Raw genomic sequence first — 21071 nt, 5'->3', positions numbered from 1 at the left:
AGAACGCGGGGGTGAGTGCGGCGAGGTCGGCGGCGGCCCGGGCGGCGGCGGTGGAGAGGTGGCGGAAGGTGACGGCGGACCACAGCGGCGGGGTGTAGGGGAGGGTCAGGACTCGGCCGCCGAGGGGCTCGACGACGGCGCGCGCGTAGGTGAGGTCGGCGGGGTCGTTGTTCCAAGTGGCGGCGCCGGGTTCGGGCGTCGCGAGGTAGGGGGTGAAGTTCCCGCCGGTCTGGGCGAGTTGGAGGTAGCGGTGTTCGAGGGAGGCCAGCAGGGTCTTGGTCTGGCGGCCGATGCCGTTGGTGCAGTTGGTGATGCCGTTGACGGCGCAGTACAGAAGGGCGGGGGGATCGCTGGGCGCCAACAGGGTGCTCCGTTTCAGCCGGCGGCGTAGAGGTCTTCGGGGTTGGGCTGCCAGATCTTCGACTTGCCCGGAGCCGGGCGCATGCCGTGGGCGGCCAGCGCCTCGGCGGCATGCCGCCACGCGGCTTCGGCCTCGGGGCGGGTGGGGGTGAAGAGGGTGTAGTTGTCGGTCAGCCGCACGACGGCCCGCCGGGCGAGCAGCTGGTCGACGGGGGTCATGCGGAGGTTGGTGAGCATCGGGGTGAGGCCGCTGCCGGGGGCGAGAGGCTGGGGCAGGGCGGTCAGGATGCGCCGGACCAGGGCGAGCAGGGTGCCGTCGTGGACGAAGCGGGCCAGGGAGCCGAGTGCCGCGTCCAGGGTGACGCCGCGGGTGGCGGCGGCGACGTCGAGGTCGGCGGCCCAGGTGCGGCCGGCCGCCAGGTGGGCGGCTGCCGCGGCGACGGCCAGGGGGCGGCCGGCGCGGCGGTGCCAGCCGAACATCCACGGCGGGTAGGCGTCGCGTTCCAGGACGGGCTCGACGGCGTTGCGCACGGCTCGGTGGACGACCCGGTCGGTCACGGTGGGGATGACGATGGTGAGCGTCTTGCCCCAGGCGTCGAAGCGTTCGGTGCGCGGCGGCTGCGGGCGCCAGGTGCCGGCGGCCAGGTCGCGGGAGAGCGCGTCGAGGCGGGTGGGCAGGTCCTGACGGAAGACGCGCCAGGTCAGGCCGTCGGCGCCGGGGGCGCCGGTGCGGCCCATGCACTGTCGGGCCGCGCGCTTGAGGGCGCGGATGTCGGTGACCTGCCGCATCAGCGAGTGCGCGGCCGGGCCGCAGGCCGGGGTCACGGCTCCCTGCGGAGGGTGGCGTCGAGGAAGGCGCGGGCGACCGCGGCCGGGGTGTGGCCGGCGACCTGGGAGGGCGCGGCGCGGGAGGCGGCGTGGTAGGCGTGCTGGTCGGCCAGCAGCCCCGCGACGGTGTGCCACAGGCGTTCGGGGCCGTCGGCCAAGGGCACCAGGAGTCCGGCGGGGCCGGTGAGGGCGGGCAGGTGGCCGAGGTCGTAGCCGGTGACCGGGGTGCCGACGGACAGGGCCTCGGCGGCGACGTTTCCGAACGTCTCGGGGCTGGTGGAGGCGATCACCGTGACGGCCGCGCCGGCGAGGAAGGGCTGCACCTGCCGCCAGGGCAGCGCTGGCAGCAGTCGCACTTCGGGCAGTTGGCCGGCGAGGGCGCGGCATTCGGCGATGGTCTGTTCCTGCATGCCGGGCCAGTACTCGAATCCGGCCGGGGCCAGGACGATCTCCAGCTTCCGGCCCAGCCCTCCGGGGAGGGCGGCCGGGAGGGCGGTGAGGAGTTCGGCGGTGCCCTTGTGCGGTTCGGCGCGGGCCACGATCCGCACCGGCCCGTCGCGTCGCAGCCGCTCGCGTTCTGCCGAGCCGGGCGGGCCGGCGTGCTGGAGCAGGGCGTTGGGCAGCACGCTCCACCGGCCGGTGTCCAGGCCGGCGTCGGTTGCCTGGTCGCGGAGGAACGCGCTCGGGGTGAGCACGGCGGCGGGGCGGTGGGCGAGGGCGGCGAGCATCGGTTCGTCGGTGCGCAGCACGTGGACCATCAGCGCGGTGCGCACGTCGGCGGGGGCGGGATTGAGATAACCCAGGCCCCATACGGCGTCCGTCCAGCACACCAGCTCGGCGCGGTGGGCGGCCAGGAGTCGGCGGACTTCCGCGCGTGCCGGTTCGGGGTCGGCTAGCAGGGCGTGCAGGTCGTCCTCCAGCGCGGGGCGGGGCAACGTCAGGGTCTTCAGCCGGAGCAGGTCGGGATCGTCCTCCGGGGTGGCGGGGCCCGCGGCGATGATGACCGTGCGGTGGCCGAGTTCGCGCAGGCCCTGGGCGAGGGAGGCGAGGGAGCGTTCGATCCCGGCCGGCTCGTCGGGGTTGTGGGTCAGCAGGACGAAGGCGATGTTCATCCGTCATCTCCTGTAGGGCCGGGGGCGGGTGGTGGGGTGTCGCGGACGAGGCGTACGCCGATGCCGGGCGAGGTCAGATCGGGCAGGACGTCGTTCGCGTAGGAGCAGGAGGCGTACTGGGGCAGGGAGTTGTAGGAGCCGCCGCGCAGCAGTGCGATGCCGTCCCGCCGGCCGGGGGCGCGGGTCCATTCCCACACGTTCCCGGCCACGTCCCACAACCCGTGCGGAGTGCGGCCGGCCGCGAGGCGACGTACTCGGTTGGGGCGACCGGGGCCCAGGCCGCGCAGGTTCGAGCGGCTCGCGGTGGGCCGCTCGTCGCCCCAGGGGAAGCGGCGCAGGCCGGCGCCAGCCATCCACTCCCACTCGGCGCTGGTCGGGATCCGGCCGCCGAGTCGGGCGGCCATCTCCGTGGCCTGGTCGAGGGTCAGGCCCGTCAGCGGGTATCCGCCGGCGGTCAGGGGCGCGTCGGTCCACCACAGGCCGGCGACGGTCTGGGCGCGGTGCCACTCCCCCGCGGGCAGGTCGCCGCCGGGCACGAACGCCCACTGCACGAGGTCGGCCGCGGTCGCTAGCCTGGTGGTGTCCCGGGCAGCAGGTACGTTCCCCGGCGGCAGCGAAGGCTCGCTTCCCAGCACGCGCGGGCTCGCCGCCGGCGAAAGACGGCCCTGTCCGGGCGCCGCGTTCACCGGGCCGCTCCCCGTGCCGCGACCCTGGTCTCGGTGCGCGCTCCCGCGCGCAGCACCTCGGCGGCGGCCGGGCCTTCCATGAGCAGCAGGTCCAGGACGCTCAGGCCCGGGGCCCAGCCGCGGTGCCCGGCCCCGTAGGCGGGGTGCGTGTAGGTGGAGATCTGAACGCCGATTCCGTGGTCGGCGAGCAGGCCGGTGTCGAGGTAGGCGAGAGCGCCGGTGCCGACCCGCAGCGTGCGGGCGCCGGTGCGGGCGCAGAGGTCGGCCAGCATCGCAGTGCTCCGTCCGGCCGGGGCCAGCTCGCTGGAGCGCACCAGCCGCACCGGCAGGCCCAGGGCATCCAGCAGGAACCGCGTGAACGCCTCGTCCACCTCCGCCAGCCGCCGCCACCGCCGGGCGTAGAGGGCGGCCAGCTCGTCGCGGTGAGCCGCCCAGTACGGGGCTCGGCCGTAGGCGTGCTGGAGGGTCCGCCAGTGCCGTACCGCCCAGGGCTCGTCGGCCACTTGGACGTCGCGGATGGTCTGGCCGAAGCGGCGGCGCACCGGCACGGTCAGCCGGACCGGCGGCCCGTCGCCGGAGCTGCGCACCCGGTTGCGGTGCTGCCAGCGGCGTTCGGAGAACTGCACGTGGTCCAGCAGCACGAGTTCGTGAACGTCCAGCAGGCGGGAGAAGTACCCGGGCCAGGGCAGGTAGGCGGGTTGGTGCGCGACCAGGACCCGCTGCGGGGCGGTCACCAGGCCATCCGGTAGACGGTGAACGCCTCCGCCCGCCCGGTCCCCGCCGTCGCGGCGAGGGCGGCGTCGATCGCGCGGATCCGGCCCGGGCTGCGCGGATGGGTCTCGTCGCGCAACTCGCCGTCGTAGCAGGCCAGTGCCTTGTCCTTCGTCTCCGCGGTGGCGGTGATGTCCACCAGCGCGTGCCCGCGCCGCTGCCGCGTCCCCCAGGCGTGATCCTCGGGGCCGTCGAAGCCGAGGACGATGCGCGGGGTGTGCCGTGTGCCGCCGCCCGGGCGCGCGGCGGCGTAGCACGCCCGGTTCACCAGCCGGTGCTCCTGGTGGATGGCGCCGTCCGCCGGAATGAGGAGCGCGGCCGGGCGCAGCGCCGTCAGCGAGAGCTCGTGCCCGGCCTCCAGCAGCCGGATGAGCTCGGGCAGATGCGTCTCCAGGTGCCGGGCACGGTGGTCGTCGACCCAGGCGATGTCCCGGCCCGCGACGCCGAGTACGTCGCAGGCCGCGTCGAACTGTGCCCGGCGGCGGGCGGAATCGTGGCAGGTGCCCCAGCGGGGCAGCGGGTAACAGGTGACGGCCAGGACGTGGACCTCGGCGCCCTCGCCCGTCAGGCGGGCGAGGGTTCCGCCGGCGCCGAGGGTCTCGTCATCCGGATGGGTGGCGACGGCAAGGACGCGGTCGCCGGGTTCCAGGCCAAGCAGCATGGCCTGCCTCCTCGTTGTGTGTCCGTGGAAGGCCGGGCAGGCCCCGGAGCGCCCTCCGGAACAGCCCGGCGTGCGGGGGCCGTTCAGCCGCGGCGGGCGGTGTCCGGGTGGCACAGGCCGGTCAGGGGCGGCAGGGCCTCGGCCGGGCAGGGTGGGGGCGGTTCCCACGGGAAGGAGACCCAGTCGGCCACCTCCCAGCCCCAGGCATCGGGGGTGAAGGCGCTGCCCTGGTTGCGGCAGAGCACGGCGGTGCGCAGCGCGGCCGGGGCCGACTGCCGCGTCAGCCAGGCGATGACGGCGCGCAGCGTGGCGCCGGAGCCGCTGATGTCGTCGACCAGCAGCAGCCGCCGGCCCCGGCCCAGTCGGGCGAGCGGACCGGCCGTCGGCGGCTCGATCCGCACGCGGCCGGTGGCCGCGACCCGCGGGTCGTCGCCAACGTTGTGCCGTGCGCGGATCACCGCGGCCGGGACGGACAGGTGGGTGGCGACGGCCTCGGCCAGCCGGGTCCCGCCGCGGGCAATGCCCATCACGGCCTGCGGCCGGTGTGCGGCCCCGGCCTCCGCGATCAGTTCGGCCGCGCCCGCGAACGCCTCCTCGGTCAGCAGCCAGATGCGGCGGTGCTCGAACACCCGCTGGGCATGCCCGGTCACGACGGCCACCCCCAGGCGTCGAGGAGGCGGCAGGCGTCGGCGAAGCGGCCGGGACGGGAGATGGTGTGCGCGACCGGCACCCCGGGCGTTCCCAGGAGCCGCAGGTAGGCAGGCTCCAGCAGCAGCAACGCCTCCCGCGCCGGGAAGTCGGACAAGTGCCGTGCGAGGGCGCGCCGGACCGGCCCGCGCAGTTCCCGGGCGCGCTCGGCGGTCAGCGGCTGCTCGTAGGTGGCCACGGGGTGGTCGGCGCGCAGCAGCCCCCACCGGGCGGACATCACCAGGACGCGGGAGCGGTACTCGGGATGGGCGGCGAGCCGGGCGCGCAGGGGTGGCGCGTACCACCCCTGGTAGCGGTCCAGCGCGGGGACGGGGCCGGAGGTGACGAGCTTGCGGCGCGAGCAGCCGACCACCACAAGGCCGGCCAGGGAATCAGCGGCCACGCTCGTCCCCCCACAGCAGGACGTGCAGCCGCGCACCGAGCCGGTAGCCGCGGGTCGCCGCGCCTTCGGCCAGCTCCCGCAGGCCGTGGGTGATCTTCTCCGGGGTGGTGCCCTCGGGCATCACCCACACCGGCCGGAGCCGGTGACGGGCGACCAGCCGATCGACCTCGTCCAGCTCGGCCAGGCCGGTTACGACGAACTTGAACACCCGGCGCGGCGTGGGCAGGGCGGCGAACGCCTCCAGCACGCTGGGCCGGATCCGCAGCGCCGACGGCACGCGGCTGCCGGCGAGCTTGGGCGAGACGTTGAAGCACGCGCCGGAAGCGGCCAGTTCGGCGGCGGGCGGGTACGTGGCGTTGGTCTCGATCTCCACCCGCCGTCCGGCCTCGATCAGCATTCGGGCGAGGGGGACCAGGGCTCGCTGCTGGAGAAGCGGCTCGCCGCCGGAGATCACCACGAGTTCCTCGGGGCGGCCCAGCGCCCACGAGGCCAGTTCCTCCGCGCTCGCCCGCCGGGACTCCGCGGCGAGGTCGAAGCGGGATCGGTCCCAGGTGTAGGGGGTGTCGCACCAGGTGCAGGTGAGGTTGCAGCGGCTGAGGCGGATGAACGCCGCGGGCGCGCCGATGCTCGGGCCCTCGCCCTGCACGGTGTCCGCGAACGTCTCGGCCACCCACAGCCTCTGCCGCGCCGCGAGCCGTGCCGGGGCGCTCACGGAGTCTCCGCGCAGAACTCGGCCCAGGTGGTCTCCGTCTCCGACACACGGATCCCGGCGATGCCCGAGCCCAGCCGCGCGGCGGCTTCCACCAGGTGTGCGGCCAGGTTCTCGCTCGTCGGCTCCGCCGGCATCACGTCGTTCAGCAGCCGCCCGTCCAGCTCGGCCGTGACGTACCGCGTGAGCACCGCGGGCAGCGGCCCGTTCCCCGGCAACGGGCCGACAACGTAGGAGTGGCCGTGCAGTCGGCCGCACGGGTGCCCCGGGGCCAGCCCGCCCAGGCGGTGCGCGGCGGCGAACGCGATTGCCATAGCTGGGAGTTGAGGTCGGCCGGTGCGGACCGTCAGATCCTCCAGCCGGTCGGCGACGGGCCGCGGCAGATGAGCGGCGCACCAGTCCTTCAGGTGACCGGCGATCCGCCCGCATCCGGCGCCTGCGCCCAGGATCTCGTCCAGCAGCCGGTGATCCAGCTCGGCATCGATGTACCGCTTCACCGGCGCCAGCTCGCCGAAATCCGCCACGAAGCCCGGCCCGGTCAACTCGTCGGCCGCGAGGACCACCTCGGCGCGGAAGGAGTGGCCCTCCAGCCGGCCCTCCCGCGTGCGGGCGGCCTCGAACCGGAACGCCTTCCCGATCCGGAAACGCGCCCGCGCCGCGTCCAGCGTGTCGTTCACCGCGTCACCGCCGAAGGCGCGGCGTACCGGGTCGGGTCAGGCACCTCGGCGAGCCGGAACGCCTCGCGCCGCTCTGTGCACGTCCCGCAGACTCCGCAGTGCGCCCGACCGCCCTCGTAGCAGGACCACGTCAGCTCGTACGGCACGCCCAGCCCGGTGCCCAGCCGCACGATGTCCGCCTTGGTCATGTTCAGGAACGGCGCGCGCACCTTGAACCCGGCGGGCAGAAAGCCCTCGTTGGCCACCCGCACCATCCGCCGATAGGCCGTCAGGAACGCCGGGCGGCAGTCCGGGTAGATGGGGTGGTCCCCGGCGTGCGCGCCGAAGATCACCGCGCCCGCGCCCCTTCCGATGGCCGCGGCCACGGCCAGGTCCAGCAGCAGCGCGTTGCGGTGCGGCACGACCGTGGCCCGCATGGAGGTGTCGGTGTAATGCCCCTCGGGCACGTCGACGGAGGTGTCGGTCAGCGAGGAACCGTTCAGCAGGCCGCCGAGCGCCCGCAGGTCCACGACGTGGTGCGGCGCCGACAGTTCCCCCGCCAGACGGACGGCGTGATCGAGTTCGGTCCGGTGGCGCTGCCCGTAGTCCACCGACAGCAAGGTCGGCCGCGCGCCGGAGGCGGCGGCCTGGTAGGCGGCCGTGGTGGAGTCCAGGCCGCCGGAGAAGACCACGACCACGTCGGGCACGGGAGAAGAAGGAAGCGATCGGCTCATGAGCACCCTTTCTGGGCCGGTGAGAGCCCCCTCCGCGACGCCGGCGAGGCCGGTCGAGGCGAAAGGCGAGGAGCACGTCACGACGTGCTTCGAGCTACGGACCCACGATCCGGGAACTTCAGCGAAGGAGGGAGGCTCACGAGGGGGCCCACGGATCGCGGGGCCGGCAGATCCCTGACCACCCCCGCCGCGCCCGTGTCCGCCCTACGCTCCAGGTGGCAGAGCAGCCGCGGCCCGCCGGCCGCCGCGAGGGGAGGGGACACGCGCCGTGACATCCGCACCGCGCCGCACCAGGCAGCCCAACCGGGACCTGACCCGGCTCATCGAAGCGTCCGGAGCCAGCCACAAGGCCCTGGCCCACCGGATCAACGAGCTCGCCCGCCACGCCGGCCTCGTCACCGCGTACACCCACACCAGCGTCGCGAACTGGGCCCGGCGGGGCATGACGCCCCGCCCTCCGGTGCCCGAGTTACTCGCCACCGCTCTGGCCGAACGCCTCGGCCGGGCGGTTACCGCCGCCGACATCGGCATGGCCCTCCACGATCCGGCGCCCGGCCTGGGGTTGGATTTCCCGCGAGACCCCGCCGACGCCGTACGCGTCGCCACCACCTTCTGGAGCCACGTGGACCGCCGCGACTTCCTCGGGACCAGCTTCTCCGCCACGGCCTTCACCACACCCGTCACCCGCTGGCTCGTCACCTCCGCCGACCCCGATCCCGCCCGCCGCGGCGGGCGGCACGTCGGCCGCCGCGACCTCGACGAACTCTGGCAGGCGGCCGACGAGGCCCGCGCCTGGGACGCCCGCTACGGCGGCGGCAGCTGGAAAGCCGGCGCCCTCACCCAGTGCCTCACGCACCGCGCCGCCCCTCTGCTGCAAGGCACCTTCACGAGCACCATCGGCGCCGAACTGTTCTCCGCCACCGCCGAACTGTCCCGCCTCGCCGGCTGGTCCGCCTTCGACACCGGGCAGCACGACACCGCCCAGCGCCACTTCGTCCAGGCCCTGCGCCTGGCCCGCGCCGGCGGCAACACCGAGCTCGGCAGCTACGTCCTGACCACCATGGCCCTGCAGACCCTGCTACGCGGCTTCCCCCACCAGGCCATCGACATGACGCAGGGTGCCTACCAGCGCGCCCGCCACCTCGCCGCCCCCCGCGTCCTGGCCTTCACCAAACTCATCGAAGCCCGCGCCCACGCCCGTGCTCACGACGCCCACAACGCCGCAACGGCCCTCGCCGCCGCCGAAACCCTCCTCGACCGGGCCCGCGACCAGGACGACCCGCCCTGGATCCGCTACGTCACCCACGCCCGCCTCGCCGCCGACGCCACCGAGATCCACCGCGACCTGCGCAACCCCCAAGCAGCGCACGCCTGGAACCGCCAGGCCGCGGCAACGCCCTCCACCACCCACACCCGATCCGTCGGCCTGCGGATGACCGTGGTCGCCACCCTCCACCTCCAGACCCGGGACCTCGACCAGGCACTCGACCTCGGCCACCAGGCCGTGAACACCCTCTCCGGCGTCTCCTCGGCCCGCGCCCTCGACTACATCCGCGACTTCACCACGGCCCTGGCCCCCTGGAGGAACGAACAGCGCGTCACCGACTTCCTCCACCACGCCCGCACGGAACTCGACATCGCGACGCTCTGATTCGGGACCGTCCGCCAAGGAGCGCGTGCGCACCGGCTTCCGTTCCGCTCGCCCCCGTCGACCGGCTGACCCACAAATCGTCCGGCGGAACGAGGGCATGGAGGCGGCTCCCTCCGACCTGGTCACGAACCGCGCGTTGCTCCCCACTCACCACACCAGGCCGCCCCAGCGACGGTTGGGAACGGTGACGGGCCGCTTGGTTATCAGCCGATAAGTTAGAGCGCCGCCGTACCAGAAAATGAGCTTGAATATCCACCAGTAGATCCAGAACACGATAATCACGCAGTACCAGAGGAGAAGGAGGGGTCCTGTGGTGCAGCCCGCTCCAGATCCTCCGCCCCCTCTTCTGCGTCGTCGGCCGCCAATGCTGCCGCCGATCGAGAAGGGGCCGGGCAGAGGTATATGCCAGTTCAAGCGCACGTACGCTCCCTCGGTGATCACGTGCGGAAGAAGCCTGAGAATATCTCACCATGTGGCGGCTGAAGTTGACCCGGTGCGGGGCGTAGGCCGAGGAGTCCTGGCTACCTCTCCCACAGTGCAGCCGCCAACGCGGAGGGAGCGGACGGCCACGGGAGCTGCTGTATGCCCTAGCTGTGGCGTAGGTCCGGGCGGGGCGCGTTCCCTTCCCCAAAGACCTCGGAACCACGAGCAGCGGTCGCCCGACCAACCTCCCTTCTACAGCGACGGCCCGACCGGGCGCACTGCCACGAAGAAGAAGCTGATCAAGCAGCAAGTCTACGGCTGGGCTCACCCGTTGGAGCCCCTGGGCTCCAGCCGCGCGCTGACAAGCATGCACGATGGTGAAGCCCGCCGAGACGGTCCAGTCCAAGGCCTCATCGGCGTCGGCCTAGGCAAGCAGAACGGCCGGTACCCGTCCGAATGCCGTCGATGGCTCAGTTCCGCAGCCGGTTGCGGACTCTCTTCCACGATCCGCCCCTCTCGGGCAGGTGCACGCCTGAGAGTCGATCAGGCATTTCCTGGGCGCCGCGTCGATCACCTCCGGGTCACGCCACCACCTCCCGCCCTGCTTCGGCAACTGGTCCGGAATCATCGGCTCAGGCTGTGCCCAATGCTGATCAGTCAACGGCACGTCCGACCAACAACCGGCATCGGGATGGAAAATGCCGGCGAGAGTTCCCCCTCGACAGCGGCAACGGACGCCGGGGGCGGGTCACCGTCGACAGTGATCGCAACCCGGCACTGAGCCAGTAGCCGATCCGAGCGGGCACACTGGGCGACGACTCGGATGCCGGTGGCCGCAGACGCGCCCGGCCAGCCGGGTAGCAGGATCAGAGGGCAACGATCGGCCGAGGAACCACTGCTTATTCCCGAAGGGCCTGCCCCCGGGCACGTCGACCGGAGGCAGGCGCAGGTGACTCATTCCTTGCGAAGGCGACGCGCCCGGCGAGCATCGCGTCTCAGGCCCCGCAACCCGTCCCTGAGGTTGACGAACTCGAGGAACACATAGACCGCCTTGCCCACTGCTTTCAGGCCCCGGAGCACGAGGCGGAGCACATCATCCATGGGACCTCCTTGGGAGGCTGGCCGCTTGGACAACCAATGCCTCTTCGTCGGGGTGTCAGGTGCATCTGCCCCGTCCCCGGTAACCAGTGTAGCGGCGACAGACCCGCTGCCTTCCTCGGTGCGTCAGTTGACTGTTGTACTCTCGGAGATATCGGTAATTCTGCACATAACGGCGCCCGAACCTGAATGCCGAGGAACCTCCGAGGGCCATTGAGAAGCATTGGATTCCTGCTCGGTAGTTCCGGGAACAGGTCTGGTAGGCGCGGCGGGGATTCCTGGCCCAGCGGTATATGGTGCGAGCCCGCGTGATCGGATTCAACGCGCCCTGCAGGGCCCGTCCCCCGTAGTACCAGTGCCGGACATTCGGGTTGCGCATGGTCCGCCCGGCCCAGCTTCTGAACTGCCGCGCTCTCCGCCTCAGCCATCCCCACCGCCCATCGAGGTCATAGCAGTTGACGGGGTCTGCGCTGCAGTACTCGTAGGCGTTCGCGTTCCCACCGGGGATGGGGTCCGGAGTGAGGAAGAGTCCGGTCGTGGGGTTGTACTGGCGGACGCCCATCAGGGTGAGGCCGGTGATTGTTTCGCTGGAGCGTTGTTTGCTGCCGAGCCAGTTGTAGCGCATAGGACTCTGGCCCGGGCGGGGATTGCCGTATTCGTCAGTGTCCAAGGCGATGGGGGCCTGTCCCGGAGTTAGCGGGAGTTGCAGGGCGATGTCGCCGTGGATATCGGAAAGGTGGAGGAGGGTGTTGCCGGTCGCATTCGTGGTGGCGGCCAGGTCGCCGGAGAGGGATTCGACGTTGCGTGTCAGGGCGCCGGTGCTGGTGTTCTCGATGATCCAGCGGGGGTTGTCGCTGTCGCTGTCGTAGTGGTTGAGCCTGCTGCCGGTCTGGGTCCAGGTTCCGCCGGAGTTGACCTCGGTGGTCCAGGAACGGAAGCGGAGCGCGGCGTCGAGCTGCCAGGTCTGGCGGTTGGTGGCGGTGGTCTGCCGGTGGGCGAGGTCGTTGGTGTAGTAGCCGATGCCTATGCCGCCGGGCAGGGTGGTGGCGCGAGCGAAGGCGTCATAGGCGTAGCCGCCGTCGACCAGGCGGTCGGCGGTGTCGTAGCTGTGGTTGGTCGCGGTGCCGCCGCTAGTGGGGCAGTCGGCTCCCGGGGCGCCGGACGCAGTGGTGAGGGCGGTGCGGTTGGTCCGGTCGTTGAGGGTGTAGGCGCGACGGGTGCAGACCGTTGCGGCGGTGTCCTCCACGCTAGTCAGGCGTCCGGTGGTGTCGTAGCGGTAGGTCTGGTCGGACCAGCCGGCGTCCATGGTGGTCTGGCCGTGGATCGATTCGGTGGCCGCGTTGGTGTAGACGACGGTGCCGTCGCTGTCGCGAGTGTAGGTGCGCGCGATGGGCGAGCCTGTGGTGTCCTCGGTAATTCGGAGGGTGTAGCCGCCGGGCAGTCTTTCGGTGGCGAGGGAGCCGTCCGCGTCATAGGTGGCCCGGAAGGTGCCGGCGACGGAGTCGGTGCTGCTCGTGGCCATGCCCCGTGGTTCGGCGGTGTGGTCGTAAGTGAACGTGACCGTGGAAGGCGCGGTGTCGGTGATCTCGACCGGGCGGTCCAGGACGTCGTACGCGGTGTTGGTCGTGCCGCCGTCCGCGTCGGTGTAGGAGATGAGCCGGCCCAGGGTGTCGTAGGTCTGGCTGATCGTTCCACCACTCGGAGAGGTGATCTGGCTGACTCGCCCGGTCGCCGCGTCGTAGACGGTCGTGGAGGCCGGGACGGCTTGTCCAACGCCGCCGGTGACGGTGGTCGTGGTCGGGCGGCCCGCGCCGTCATGGGCCGTGGTGGTGGTGCGGGTGGAGCCGTTGGCCGTCTCGATGCGTGCGGTGGTGTTGCCCCAGGAGTCGTACTCGTTGGTAGTGGTGGGCAGTTGGGCGGGGTTGGAGCCGCCGCCGGTGATCGCACCTCCGGGGCCGGTGGAGCACAGGAGGTCGGCCCACTCGGGGCGGCCCTGGCAGGTGCCGGTGCCGGTGGCGGACCAGTAGGTGGTCACCACCGTGCTCGCGCCGGTCGCGGAGCCGCCGGGTGGGATGACTCTGGTCACGCGGCCCTGGGCGTCGTGCTCGGTCGTCGTGGTCAGTGCCAGGCCGCCCGGGTCCTCGATGGTCTGGATGGGCAAGCCCGCCGCCCAGTCGTAGACGGTCTGGGTGACGCGCCGCTCCCCGTGCACGCCGGGATGTTCGCGCACCTGGGCGCCGGTGGTGACCCTGGTGACCTGGTCGCGGACCGTGGCGGTGCCATCGGTGGGGCGGCCCGCGTCGTACTCGTTGACGGTCCAGGTGCGCGCGGTCACCGACGTGCCGGTCGGCACGAGTGTGGTGGAGCCGGAGACCAGGTTCTCGGTGAGGTCCACCCGGCGAAGCGGGCCGAAGGACTCCAGCTCGCGGGTGCCGGTGGCGTTGTAGCGGGACTCCGTGGAGAGCAGGTCGGCGCGTTCGGCGGAGGAGAGCTGGGCGATGCCGAGACCGGCCTGGGTGGCACGGTCCGCTGCCGTGATCCCGAGGGCGACGGCCCGGTTGGCCGCGGTCAGCTCGCGGACGGTGTTCCCGAACCGGTCGTACTCGGTTGTGCTGATGTGTCCGCCGGGCTGCGCGGTGTTGACCTCGCGGGCCGAGGCGCCGAGGTAGTGGATTTCGGAGCGGGCGTAGTCGAGAACACTCAGGCCGTCGCCGGTGTGCGACGGAGGAACGGAGTCCGCGGGGAAGACGGCCGTCGCGTCGGTGGGGGCGTCCGTCTGCCCCCAGGCCCGGACATCGCCCGAGCCCATGTCGTGAGGGGCTCCGCTCCCGGCGAGGGGAACGTCGTAGACGACCGTCTGGACGGCGTTGCCGTCCACGATGTCGGTACTGCCCTGACGCAGGAAGGGGCGGCTGACGGACAGGAGCATCCCGTCACCGGCGATGGGCCCGCTGCCGGCCTGCCCGTAGGCGAACGTCCAGGGCTGGTCGGTGGCCGACCGGTGCGAGACCACGCGGCCGACGCTGTCGTAGGCGTACTCGGTGCCGGTGGACTGGGCCAGGCGCGGGTTCCACTGCTGCCGCAGCCGGCCTTCGGTGTCGTATCGGTATGCTGCCACCGCCCGCGCGGTGGCGGAGGTGCCGCCCTTGCCGGTGGCGTAGAGGAGGATCTCCCTGACCTGGCCCGCGTAGTCGCCGAAGGCGGATGACGTTGCAGTGGTCGAGGTGGCGTAGACGAACTCCAGGACCCGGCAGCCGCGGGTGGTCGGCGTCGCGGCGCAGGTGGCGGCCTCGACGGCGGAGGTGGGGGCGATGACCATTCTCGGCCGGGCCAGTTGCTGACCGTCGACGGTCACGGTTTCGGAGACGATGGTCGTGGTGGAGTTGTCCAGGCCGTCCAGCAGGGTGCTGGAGACCGGCCACGTGGGGGCCGAAGGGGACGGCCTGGTGAACCGGGTGACTGTGCCCTCGGTGTCGGTGAGGGTGAAGGAGCCGCTCACGCTGCCGGTCAGCGTCAGGGCCTCCGCTCCCGGTTCCGGGACCCAGGCGTTGCCGGCTGCGTTGGCGGTGAAGTGGATCTCGCTGGTGTCCGAGGTGACGACGGCGACGGCCGTGTCCGAGATCCGCCGGACGTGCGCGTAGTCGGAGTCCGTGAGTTCGGCGATGGTGCCGGCGACCCACTCGTCGCCGAAAATCGCGGCCTGGCCGGTCTGCTGCGCTCCGGCGGCCGGGGTGCGGGAGGACGCGGTGCGGCTGACGGCCATCTCGTAGTACGAGGTGTCGGACTCGGAGATGGTGTAGTCACCGGTGAGGAGGTTCAGCGAGCCGGGGCCGATCTCCTCGGTGGCCGCGCCGTCTGCCTGGCGGTCCACGACCACAGTGAGCGGCTGCGTGCTGCCCGAGACGCCGCCCGAACCTGTGAAGTCCGCCTTGATCTCGATCGTGCCGTCCGGGGTCACGGTCCCGGCGGCGTCCCAGACCAGCGGGGCGTTTTCGCCATTGGCCAGAGGGACCGGCCAGGCCGTCAGGGGCTGCCCTCCGGAGGTGACGTCCGCGGTGGGGATCGCGGTCCACGGGTCCGCCGCCGAGCGGCGCCAGGAGAAGGACACCGAGTCGTACCGGGAACCGTCCGCTTCGGCGGCCAGGGTCAGGCGGCGCGCGGTGCGTTCGCCCTCGGTGGGCTGGAGGAAGCCGCCGGGTCCGGCGTGGAAGGTGTATTCCAGGGCCTCGGACTTGTTGTCTGCCCTGTCCACGGCGCGGACGCGCAGGGTGTGCGTTCCGTCGCGGGGCGGTGTGACGGCGATATCCCTGTTGCCGGCCGTGCCGGAGGTGGTGACCTTGGTCCAGGTCACGCCGTCCAGGGACCATTCCAGCCACTGGTGGTCGCCGGCGGGCGGGGTGACGGTGAACGTTCCCTCCTCTTCCGCCCCGCCCGTCCACTGTCCCGACGGGTAGTCGGTGGAAGTGATCGCGGTGGGCGCGGAGGGGGCCGACGTGTCAACGGTGAACGTTCTCCACGCCGACCAGCCAGTGTTGTAGTGGGTGCCGTCGTACGGGCTGGTGCGGAACCTGTACGTCCTGCCGTTCGACAGCAGTCCTTCGGGAACGGTGACCGAAGCGGCCTGGCCCGAGGGCACGTAGGACGAGACGATCACGTCGCCCACCTGCGAATTGGTGGCATCGTCGTAGATCTGGAAAGTACCGTTGACCCGGTCTCCGTTGGCATCGACGAACGTGTCCCGGAGCGTCGGCGTGGTGGTGTTGACGGTGTAAGCGCCGCCGTAGGAGAAGTACGGCGGCCCCGCTTCCTGCCGCGTACCGGTGCGGGGCCGGTAGTTGTAGGTGACGGTCAGACGCGGGGGATTCGACGCGGCGTTGGCCGAGCGCACCTGCTTCCACTGCGCGGTATCTCCCGACGGGGCTCGGACGCCCATGTATCCGCGGGTGACGTCGGCCGATGCCCAGCTCTGCACCAACTCGGTGACATCGGCGCCGATCCAACCGTCACCTCCGCACTCGGCCCGGCCGGCGGTCTCGGTGGAGGTGGCGTACTGCTGGATCCATTGCGGCTGGCTCGTCCAGCGCGAGGAGGTCGATGCGGCCCCCGTCTCCCACACCGTCCACGTCTGCCCGCTGCAACTGGTATTGCCAGAGTGGACGTTGTACAGCTCCAGCTCGGCGCTGCCGATGAGCGCGTCGCGGATGGGGGAGGTGTCCCAGGTGATGAACGACCGGGCGTAGCGCGGAGTCCCGTCCGGGTTGGTCGTGCCCGGGTTGCCGATGTGGAGTTCGGTGTCGGCCGACAGGTCGGTGGTCTCGCCCTGCTTGACGTAAGTGTCGAAGACATTCCCCAGCGAGGCGGTGGAGGGGTCGACGGTGACCGGGTACACCGTCTCCGGGTCCTCGAGGAACTGGGCGTCAGGAGTCAGAAGAATCTCCAACTCCTGTCCCTCACCGGTGATCTCGACATCGACCGGGACGGTGCGGGTGTGCTCGCCGGACGTCTCGTCGACGGTCGCGTCCCACATCACCGGCGCCGGCATCACCGCGCGGTCCTCCCCCGACTCCGCGTCGGTGAAGAGAATGCTGCCGTCCTCCCGGGCCTCGGCGTCCAGTCCCTCGGTCTCCAGCGTCAGCGCATAGGAGAACCGGCCGTCCCGAGGGGCGCGCCTGAGCTCGACGAACTGCTCGAAGCCGGTCCGGGTGGCCTCCACGATCAGGTCCGCGCCGGGCAGCGCGTTCCGGTACCGGGCCGTCGTACCGTCCACCCGCGGCTCCGGAAGGCCGCCACGCCAGCCGAGGACAACTTCCTCATCCCCCGAGCCCAGCCGCACCAGGTCCCGCGGCCTGGCGTTTCTCGCGGCCTCCAACGAGGCCGGCGGAGTACCGCCCTGCCCTGCCAGGACCAGTCCCGCCGGATGAGCCTCGGCAGCGAAACCGCCGCCCTCCCGCGGCTCCAGGTCGACATCGACGTCGACCCACTCACCGTCCCGCCGGAAGCGGATGGGCCCGGCCGATAGCTCGGTCGTCAACGTCCCGTCCGGGTTCACCCACGTCGTGGAGGTCTCCGTACGTTCCGACAACGCCTCGACCCGCTCCCCGCCGAGCCTGGCGGCGACTCGTGCCGACGCGATGTCCGCCGCCTCCGCGACCCGGGGAACGTCGGAGTCTTCCTCCTGCCGCGACTCGGGTCCCCGGCCGGTCGCCGCGAACGCCATCCCGCTCTCCCCGGCCACCAGCGCGGCCTCCAGGATCAGCAGACCGGCGACCCCGAGCGTTACCCGGGTCAATAGCCTTCGCCACCGTGAGAAGACCACCGATGTGCCTCGCCAGTCCCGCTCCACAACGCCGGGATCTTCATTGGCAGGCTCATGCCAAGCTGAGAAGGACAACACCGCCCCCACCCCCACCGTTTAGGCGCGTCAAGTACACATCTCGCGCGCCATGTCCACGTCCCCCTCAATCTAAGCGAGCAAGAAAAGAGGGGAAAGTGCACCAAAACCCCCAACTGGGTCTTCAATCAGGGATTCTGGCGAGTGGGATGGAGCACAGTGTGCACCGCTCGAGCTAGGGGAAGGCCGGCGCGGCAGCCCGGCTCAGGCTTCAGCGCCCGTCCCACACGCCCAGGCGCCTGAGGCGTCGCTGACGCAGCCTCTCCCAGTGTGCGGTGAGGAAGAAAAGTGATCCGGCCGCCAGGCCCGCCGCCAAGACGATCAGCAGGTCACCGAGCATCTCATCCGTCCGGATGGTGGGCGCACTGATGAGGATGGCGGGGACGGCGGCACAGAGGGCCAAGCGGATCGGATGGCGGGCAACCCACTGCTGCAGCCGAGTTGGGGGTTTCTGTCCCCCCAAAGCGCGATCAATACCCCAGAAGACGCCCGCAAGCCTGTGGCGCAGATCTGCCATGGACATGATTCCAGGGATAGTTCTGGCGGGCACGCCAAGCCGGAGGGCGACAGTGAAGGAGTCCCGCTAAGGGCGGCGGGCAGACTGCCATTGGGAACTGCAGACCGCCACCGGCCCGGTTCGGGCCGAGCCCCTATCAGCCCGAAGCAGTCAGTCGACGGTTTCGTCGTCCACTGCCGGCAGGCGGGATTCTTCGCCGAGGGCGCGGCAGGCGTTTTCGTACCAGTCGACTGGGACGATGACGGCCTGGGCGTCCTGGTAGCGCACGGCCTGGATGTGTTCGTGGCCGTACTGAACGCGGCCCATCACCTTGACGATCATCCGTCGTAGGTCGGCGGACTTTATCCGCACCGTCCGGGGTGGGTGGTCGCTCCGGCCTCCGGGCTGTTTCGGCATGGCCGTATCGTACGGGAACCCCATGTTGCGCAACATATGTATGTTGCGCAACAATGAGGATAGCCCGGTCGGCTCCGGGCCGGAAGTGCCCCTCAGCCCAGATACGGAGGACAGCCCGTGCACCCAGACAGCCGTCCCGAGCTCCCGCTGGACCGTCCTATGCCTGTGCACGAGCGGGTGCGTGCCCAGGCCGCGTTCTTCGCCGTCGCGGCGTTCACCGTGCTTCTGCCGCTGGTCCTGGTCACGCTCACGGCCACGTCCGTGTGGACGGGCTGGGTCAACGTCATGGCCATGCACGCCTACCTCGACCAGCCCGGAGCCCTGCCCGGCGTGCGGTGGGCGGTTCCCGTCGCGGTCCAGGCGTTCATCGTCATCGGCGAGGCGACCATGGTGCTCAACTCCGTGCTGCGCCGCAGATGGATCCTCGGCAGCGGCGCCGCTGCCACGGTCGCCGGATACAGCGTCGAGATCGGCGCGCACCTCTACTACGGCGAAGCGCTCGACGCGATCATCGCCATGATCGTGGCCGCCGTCGCCTGCGGCGGCGGATGGGCCCTCGTCGCCGCCCTGATGGACCGCGGCGTGGACATGGCCAACGAGGAGCCGACACCCCGCGCACGGAACGCGGACGAGGCCGAGCAGGCGGCGGTCGAATACGAGGATCAGCCGGAGCCGACCAGCGAGGACGGGGCTCCGGAGCCGCGACGGGCAGGCCGGCGTACGAGGGAACAACTGCTGGAGGAAGTACGCGTACTTGAACCGGACCGCCCCACGCTCAGCCCCAACTTCGTCGCCGCCCGCCTCGGGCTCTCCTGGGTCAACGCCAGATCCCTGCTCGCCGAGGTCGACCGCCTCTCCCTCGACCGGCGCCCCGGGAGACCCCGACGCAGCAGCCCAGCGTCATAAACATACGTTGACGACCTGACGACAAGAGGGCTGGGCAACGCGAGTGAATCGATTCCCGTCAAGCCAACTTCCGGAAGACCCCGCGCGGGAGACCGTCACGGTCCACTGCGCCGAACACCCGGACGGTACTTGCGCGCCGAAGGGAGCCGAGCCCACTCCCCCGGCCGGCGCGCCCCAGCTCTACCGCGTCTCCGACGCCGTCGCGCTGCTCAACCTCAGCCGCAGCGTCCTCTACGACCTGATCCGAACGGGCCGTCTGCGGACGGTCAGCCAGGGCCGATCCCGGCGCATCCCCGCCAAGGCCATCAGGGAGTACGTCGCGCTCCTGGAGCGCGAGGCGGAGAGGCCCCGATGAGCGCCCGCCGCAGCAGGGGTGATGGGGGCTTGCACTGGGACGCCCAACGCCGCCGCTGGATCGCCTCGGTCAGCCTCGGGTACGACGCGGACGGCAAGCGCGTCGTCAAGCGCGCCAGCGGACGCACCAAGACCGAGGCCAAGGCCAAGCTCAAGCACCTGCTGCAACTCCGGGAGAACGCCGCGGAGGAGGCCGAGGTCGTTCCCGCGATTCCGGAGGCGGGCAAGGAGTCGGAGGTCACCGTGGGTGGGGCCGTGGAGAACTGGGTGCGCTACGGCCTCACCGACAAGGACCCCGCCACGGTCGCCAACTACACCACCCTGTGCCGCACTCACGTCCTCCCCGCGCTCGGCCACCTCCCCCTGCGCGAGCTGCACGTCGACCACGTCGACGCCTGGCTGGCCGCGAAAGCCAAGGTACTCAGCACCCGCACGCTCAAGGCAATTCACTCCTGCCTCAGCCGGGCCGTCCAGCGGGCCGTGGTACGCGACAAGGTCTCCCGCAACGTCGTTGCGCTGTGCGCCGCCCCGCCCGGCCGGCCCGGGCGCCCATCCAAGGCGCTGACCTATGGCCAGGCCAAGGCCATTCTGAAAGGGATCGAGGGCGACCCGATGGAGGCGTACATCGTCCTCTCCCTGCTCACCGGGGCCAGGACCGAGGAAATGCGGCCCCTGACCTGGGACCACGTCGACCTGGAGGGGCAGCCCGAGGCCGAGCCGCCCGTCCCGCCGCACATCGCCGTCTGGCGGTCGGTCCGGACGGGAGGCGATACGAAGACTCACCGGTCACGGCGGACTCTCGCGCTGCCCGCGCGCTGCGTCACCGCTCTGCGGTGTCATCGCGCCGCGCAGGGAATGCAACGGAAGGAGGCAGGGGGAAGCTGGAACGAAGCCAACCTCGTGTTCGCCTCCGCCGCGGGGACGGAGCTCGATGCCGCGAACGTCCGGCGGGCCTTCCGCCGCGCCATCGCCAAGGCCGAAGGGATCAACCCCCACGAGTGGACCTCGCGGGAGCTGCGGACCAGCTTCGTGTCGCTGCTGTCCGACCGGGGCGGGCTGCCGGTGGAGAAGATCGCCCAGCTCGTCGGGCACGCCAGCACGTCCACCACAGAGAGGATCTACCGAAAGCAGATCCGACCCGTCATCCAGACCGGAGCGGTGGCCATAGACCGCGTCTTCGCCCAAGAGCGGGCGCGGTAGTCACGCAGTCAGTCACTCAGGGACGAGAAAGAGGCCGCCTCCCCGAAGGGAGGCGGCCTCTGACCTGTGGAGCTAAGGAGACTTGAACTCCTGACCTCTTGCATGCCATGCAAGCGCTCTACCAACTGAGCTATAGCCCCTTGCCTGTCCCGCTTCGGGGGGCTGCCCCCTCGGCGGTGAGCCCTACTCTACACGGCCGGTGGGGGCGTTTGCCAAATCCGTATCGGGGGCACAGCGGCGGGGGTCAGACGCTGGCGAAGGAGTAGAAACGCTTCAGCGCGCAGTGCTCGTCGAGGAGGCGGCCGTAGATCGGCTCGCCCTCCAGTTCGCGGTAGACCTCGATGGGGTCGCCCTTGATGATCAGGGCGCGGGCGCACTCGACGCACCAGTACTGGTACGCGGCGTTCACCGGCTGGAGATCGCGGACGATCGGCGTTCCGGCGCCGCACCAGTCGCACTTCCTGCTGTGTGCACCCATGAGCTATCGGCTCCACCCTCGGTCGCGGGCTGTGCACACGTGGCATACCC

At 71.4% G+C, this 21071-nt stretch carries 20 protein-coding genes and 1 tRNA gene; 4 read left to right on the top strand and 17 right to left on the bottom strand.

Going from position 1 to position 21071, the window contains the following annotated elements; translation table 11 throughout:
- Positions 1-375 precede the first annotated feature (375 nt).
- The 10 genes from RM780_RS11840 to queC all read right to left on the bottom strand — a co-directional run bounded on the left by RM780_RS11840 (position 376) and on the right by queC (position 7607).
- Positions 376-1185 (bottom strand): reverse transcriptase domain-containing protein, encoded by an 810-nt coding sequence (locus RM780_RS11840; RefSeq protein WP_311630598.1) that lies wholly within the window; start codon positions 1183-1185, stop codon positions 376-378.
- A complete protein-coding gene (locus tag RM780_RS11835) occupies positions 1182-2300 on the bottom strand; it encodes a glycosyltransferase family 4 protein (RefSeq protein ID WP_311630597.1) in 1119 nt (372 codons plus the stop codon). The genes RM780_RS11840 and RM780_RS11835 overlap by 4 nt, the downstream gene beginning before the upstream one ends.
- The gene (locus RM780_RS11830; RefSeq protein WP_311630596.1) at positions 2297-2935 is read right to left on the bottom strand and encodes a formylglycine-generating enzyme family protein; all 639 of its coding nucleotides are present in this window, start codon (positions 2933-2935) and stop codon (positions 2297-2299) included. Before RM780_RS11830 ends, RM780_RS11835 begins: the two co-directional genes overlap by 4 nt.
- Positions 2936-2982: 47 nt before the next feature.
- A complete protein-coding gene (locus RM780_RS11825) occupies positions 2983-3720 on the bottom strand; it encodes a WbqC family protein (protein ID WP_311630595.1) in 738 nt (245 codons plus the stop codon).
- Positions 3717-4418, bottom strand: coding sequence for a PIG-L deacetylase family protein (locus tag RM780_RS11820; protein ID WP_311630594.1), 702 nt, complete (start codon positions 4416-4418; stop codon positions 3717-3719). Before RM780_RS11820 ends, RM780_RS11825 begins: the two co-directional genes overlap by 4 nt.
- Before the next feature lie 83 nt (positions 4419-4501).
- Complete coding sequence (locus tag RM780_RS11815) at positions 4502-5068, bottom strand: phosphoribosyltransferase (protein WP_311630593.1); 567 nt, start codon at positions 5066-5068, stop codon at positions 4502-4504.
- Positions 5065-5508, bottom strand: coding sequence for a hypothetical protein (locus RM780_RS11810; protein WP_311630592.1), 444 nt, complete (start codon positions 5506-5508; stop codon positions 5065-5067). The genes RM780_RS11815 and RM780_RS11810 overlap by 4 nt, the downstream gene beginning before the upstream one ends.
- Positions 5498-6220 carry a 7-carboxy-7-deazaguanine synthase QueE gene (locus RM780_RS11805; RefSeq protein WP_311630591.1) on the bottom strand — a complete coding sequence of 241 codons (723 nt, stop codon included), beginning with the start codon at positions 6218-6220 and terminating at the stop codon, positions 5498-5500. The genes RM780_RS11810 and RM780_RS11805 overlap by 11 nt, the downstream gene beginning before the upstream one ends.
- Positions 6217-6894, bottom strand: a complete 678-nt coding sequence (locus RM780_RS11800) for a 6-pyruvoyl trahydropterin synthase family protein (RefSeq protein WP_311630590.1) — start codon at positions 6892-6894, stop codon at positions 6217-6219. The genes RM780_RS11805 and RM780_RS11800 overlap by 4 nt, the downstream gene beginning before the upstream one ends.
- The gene (gene queC, locus RM780_RS11795) at positions 6891-7607 is read right to left on the bottom strand and encodes a 7-cyano-7-deazaguanine synthase QueC (protein ID WP_311630589.1); all 717 of its coding nucleotides are present in this window, start codon (positions 7605-7607) and stop codon (positions 6891-6893) included. Before queC ends, RM780_RS11800 begins: the two co-directional genes overlap by 4 nt.
- Positions 7608-7875: 268 nt before the next feature.
- Here queC and RM780_RS11790 point away from each other — a divergent pair, with 268 nt between their 5' ends.
- Positions 7876-9258: a sporulation protein gene (locus tag RM780_RS11790; RefSeq protein WP_311630588.1), complete on the top strand. Its 1383-nt coding sequence runs from the start codon at positions 7876-7878 to the stop codon at positions 9256-9258.
- Between the two features lie 147 nt (positions 9259-9405).
- Here the strand turns inward: RM780_RS11790 and RM780_RS11785 are convergent, their stop codons facing one another.
- The 5 genes from RM780_RS11785 to RM780_RS11765 form a co-directional block, all read right to left on the bottom strand.
- A complete protein-coding gene (locus tag RM780_RS11785) occupies positions 9406-9540 on the bottom strand; it encodes a hypothetical protein (RefSeq protein WP_311630587.1) in 135 nt (44 codons plus the stop codon).
- A gap of 1095 nt (positions 9541-10635) precedes the next feature.
- A complete protein-coding gene (locus tag RM780_RS11780; protein ID WP_311630586.1) occupies positions 10636-10782 on the bottom strand; it encodes a hypothetical protein in 147 nt (48 codons plus the stop codon).
- Positions 10783-10837: 55 nt separating this feature from the next.
- Positions 10838-16996 carry a DNRLRE domain-containing protein gene (locus tag RM780_RS11775; protein ID WP_394812939.1) on the bottom strand — a complete coding sequence of 2053 codons (6159 nt, stop codon included), beginning with the start codon at positions 16994-16996 and terminating at the stop codon, positions 10838-10840.
- Between the two features lie 385 nt (positions 16997-17381).
- On the bottom strand, positions 17382-17687 hold the full coding sequence (locus RM780_RS11770) for a hypothetical protein (protein WP_311630584.1): 306 nt from the start codon (positions 17685-17687) through the stop codon (positions 17382-17384).
- Between the two features lie 150 nt (positions 17688-17837).
- Positions 17838-18083, bottom strand: coding sequence for a hypothetical protein (locus RM780_RS11765; protein WP_311630582.1), 246 nt, complete (start codon positions 18081-18083; stop codon positions 17838-17840).
- Between the two features lie 159 nt (positions 18084-18242).
- On the opposite strand from RM780_RS11765, the gene RM780_RS11760 reads away from it, so the two are divergent.
- Genes RM780_RS11760 through RM780_RS11750 form a run of 3 tightly spaced genes read left to right on the top strand, consistent with a single transcriptional unit; the run spans position 18243 to position 20543 of the window.
- Positions 18243-18989 carry a hypothetical protein gene (locus RM780_RS11760; protein ID WP_311630581.1) on the top strand — a complete coding sequence of 249 codons (747 nt, stop codon included), beginning with the start codon at positions 18243-18245 and terminating at the stop codon, positions 18987-18989.
- Between the two features lie 43 nt (positions 18990-19032).
- The gene (locus RM780_RS11755; protein ID WP_311630580.1) at positions 19033-19344 is read left to right on the top strand and encodes a helix-turn-helix domain-containing protein; all 312 of its coding nucleotides are present in this window, start codon (positions 19033-19035) and stop codon (positions 19342-19344) included.
- Positions 19341-20543 carry a site-specific integrase gene (locus RM780_RS11750; RefSeq protein WP_311630579.1) on the top strand — a complete coding sequence of 401 codons (1203 nt, stop codon included), beginning with the start codon at positions 19341-19343 and terminating at the stop codon, positions 20541-20543. The genes RM780_RS11755 and RM780_RS11750 overlap by 4 nt, the downstream gene beginning before the upstream one ends.
- A gap of 67 nt (positions 20544-20610) precedes the next feature.
- Here RM780_RS11750 and RM780_RS11745 read toward each other — a convergent pair.
- Positions 20611-20683 (bottom strand) — tRNA-Ala (locus RM780_RS11745).
- 104 nt (positions 20684-20787) lie between these two features.
- A complete protein-coding gene (locus RM780_RS11740; protein WP_120760294.1) occupies positions 20788-21021 on the bottom strand; it encodes a hypothetical protein in 234 nt (77 codons plus the stop codon).
- Between the last annotated feature and the right edge of the window lie 50 nt (positions 21022-21071).

It is taken from the genome of Streptomyces boetiae (assembly GCF_031845405.1).
Classification (GTDB): Bacteria; Actinomycetota; Actinomycetes; order Streptomycetales; family Streptomycetaceae; genus Streptomyces; species Streptomyces boetiae.
Note: the sequence above shows the minus strand (reverse complement) of the source record. Positions and strands in the feature narration are given on the sequence as shown.

Excerpts from the sequence above, each read along its gene's own strand:
- RM780_RS11740 (WP_120760294.1), bottom strand. The coding sequence starts at position 21,021 with ATGGGTGCACACAGCAGGAAGTGCGACTGGTGCGGCGCCGGAACGCCG.
- RM780_RS11775 (WP_394812939.1), bottom strand. The coding sequence starts at position 16,996 with ATGGCGTTCGCGGCGACCGGCCGGGGACCCGAGTCGCGGCAGGAGGAA.
- RM780_RS11780 (WP_311630586.1), bottom strand. The coding sequence starts at position 10,782 with ATGGATGATGTGCTCCGCCTCGTGCTCCGGGGCCTGAAAGCAGTGGGC.
- RM780_RS11835 (WP_311630597.1), bottom strand. The coding sequence starts at position 2,300 with ATGAACATCGCCTTCGTCCTGCTGACCCACAACCCCGACGAGCCGGCC.
- queC (WP_311630589.1), bottom strand. The coding sequence starts at position 7,607 with ATGAGCCGATCGCTTCCTTCTTCTCCCGTGCCCGACGTGGTCGTGGTC.
- RM780_RS11765 (WP_311630582.1), bottom strand. The coding sequence starts at position 18,083 with ATGCCGAAACAGCCCGGAGGCCGGAGCGACCACCCACCCCGGACGGTG.
- RM780_RS11820 (WP_311630594.1), bottom strand. The coding sequence starts at position 4,418 with ATGCTGCTTGGCCTGGAACCCGGCGACCGCGTCCTTGCCGTCGCCACC.
- RM780_RS11760 (WP_311630581.1), top strand. The coding sequence starts at position 18,243 with ATGCCTGTGCACGAGCGGGTGCGTGCCCAGGCCGCGTTCTTCGCCGTC.
- RM780_RS11770 (WP_311630584.1), bottom strand. The coding sequence starts at position 17,687 with ATGGCAGATCTGCGCCACAGGCTTGCGGGCGTCTTCTGGGGTATTGAT.
- RM780_RS11750 (WP_311630579.1), top strand. The coding sequence starts at position 19,341 with ATGAGCGCCCGCCGCAGCAGGGGTGATGGGGGCTTGCACTGGGACGCC.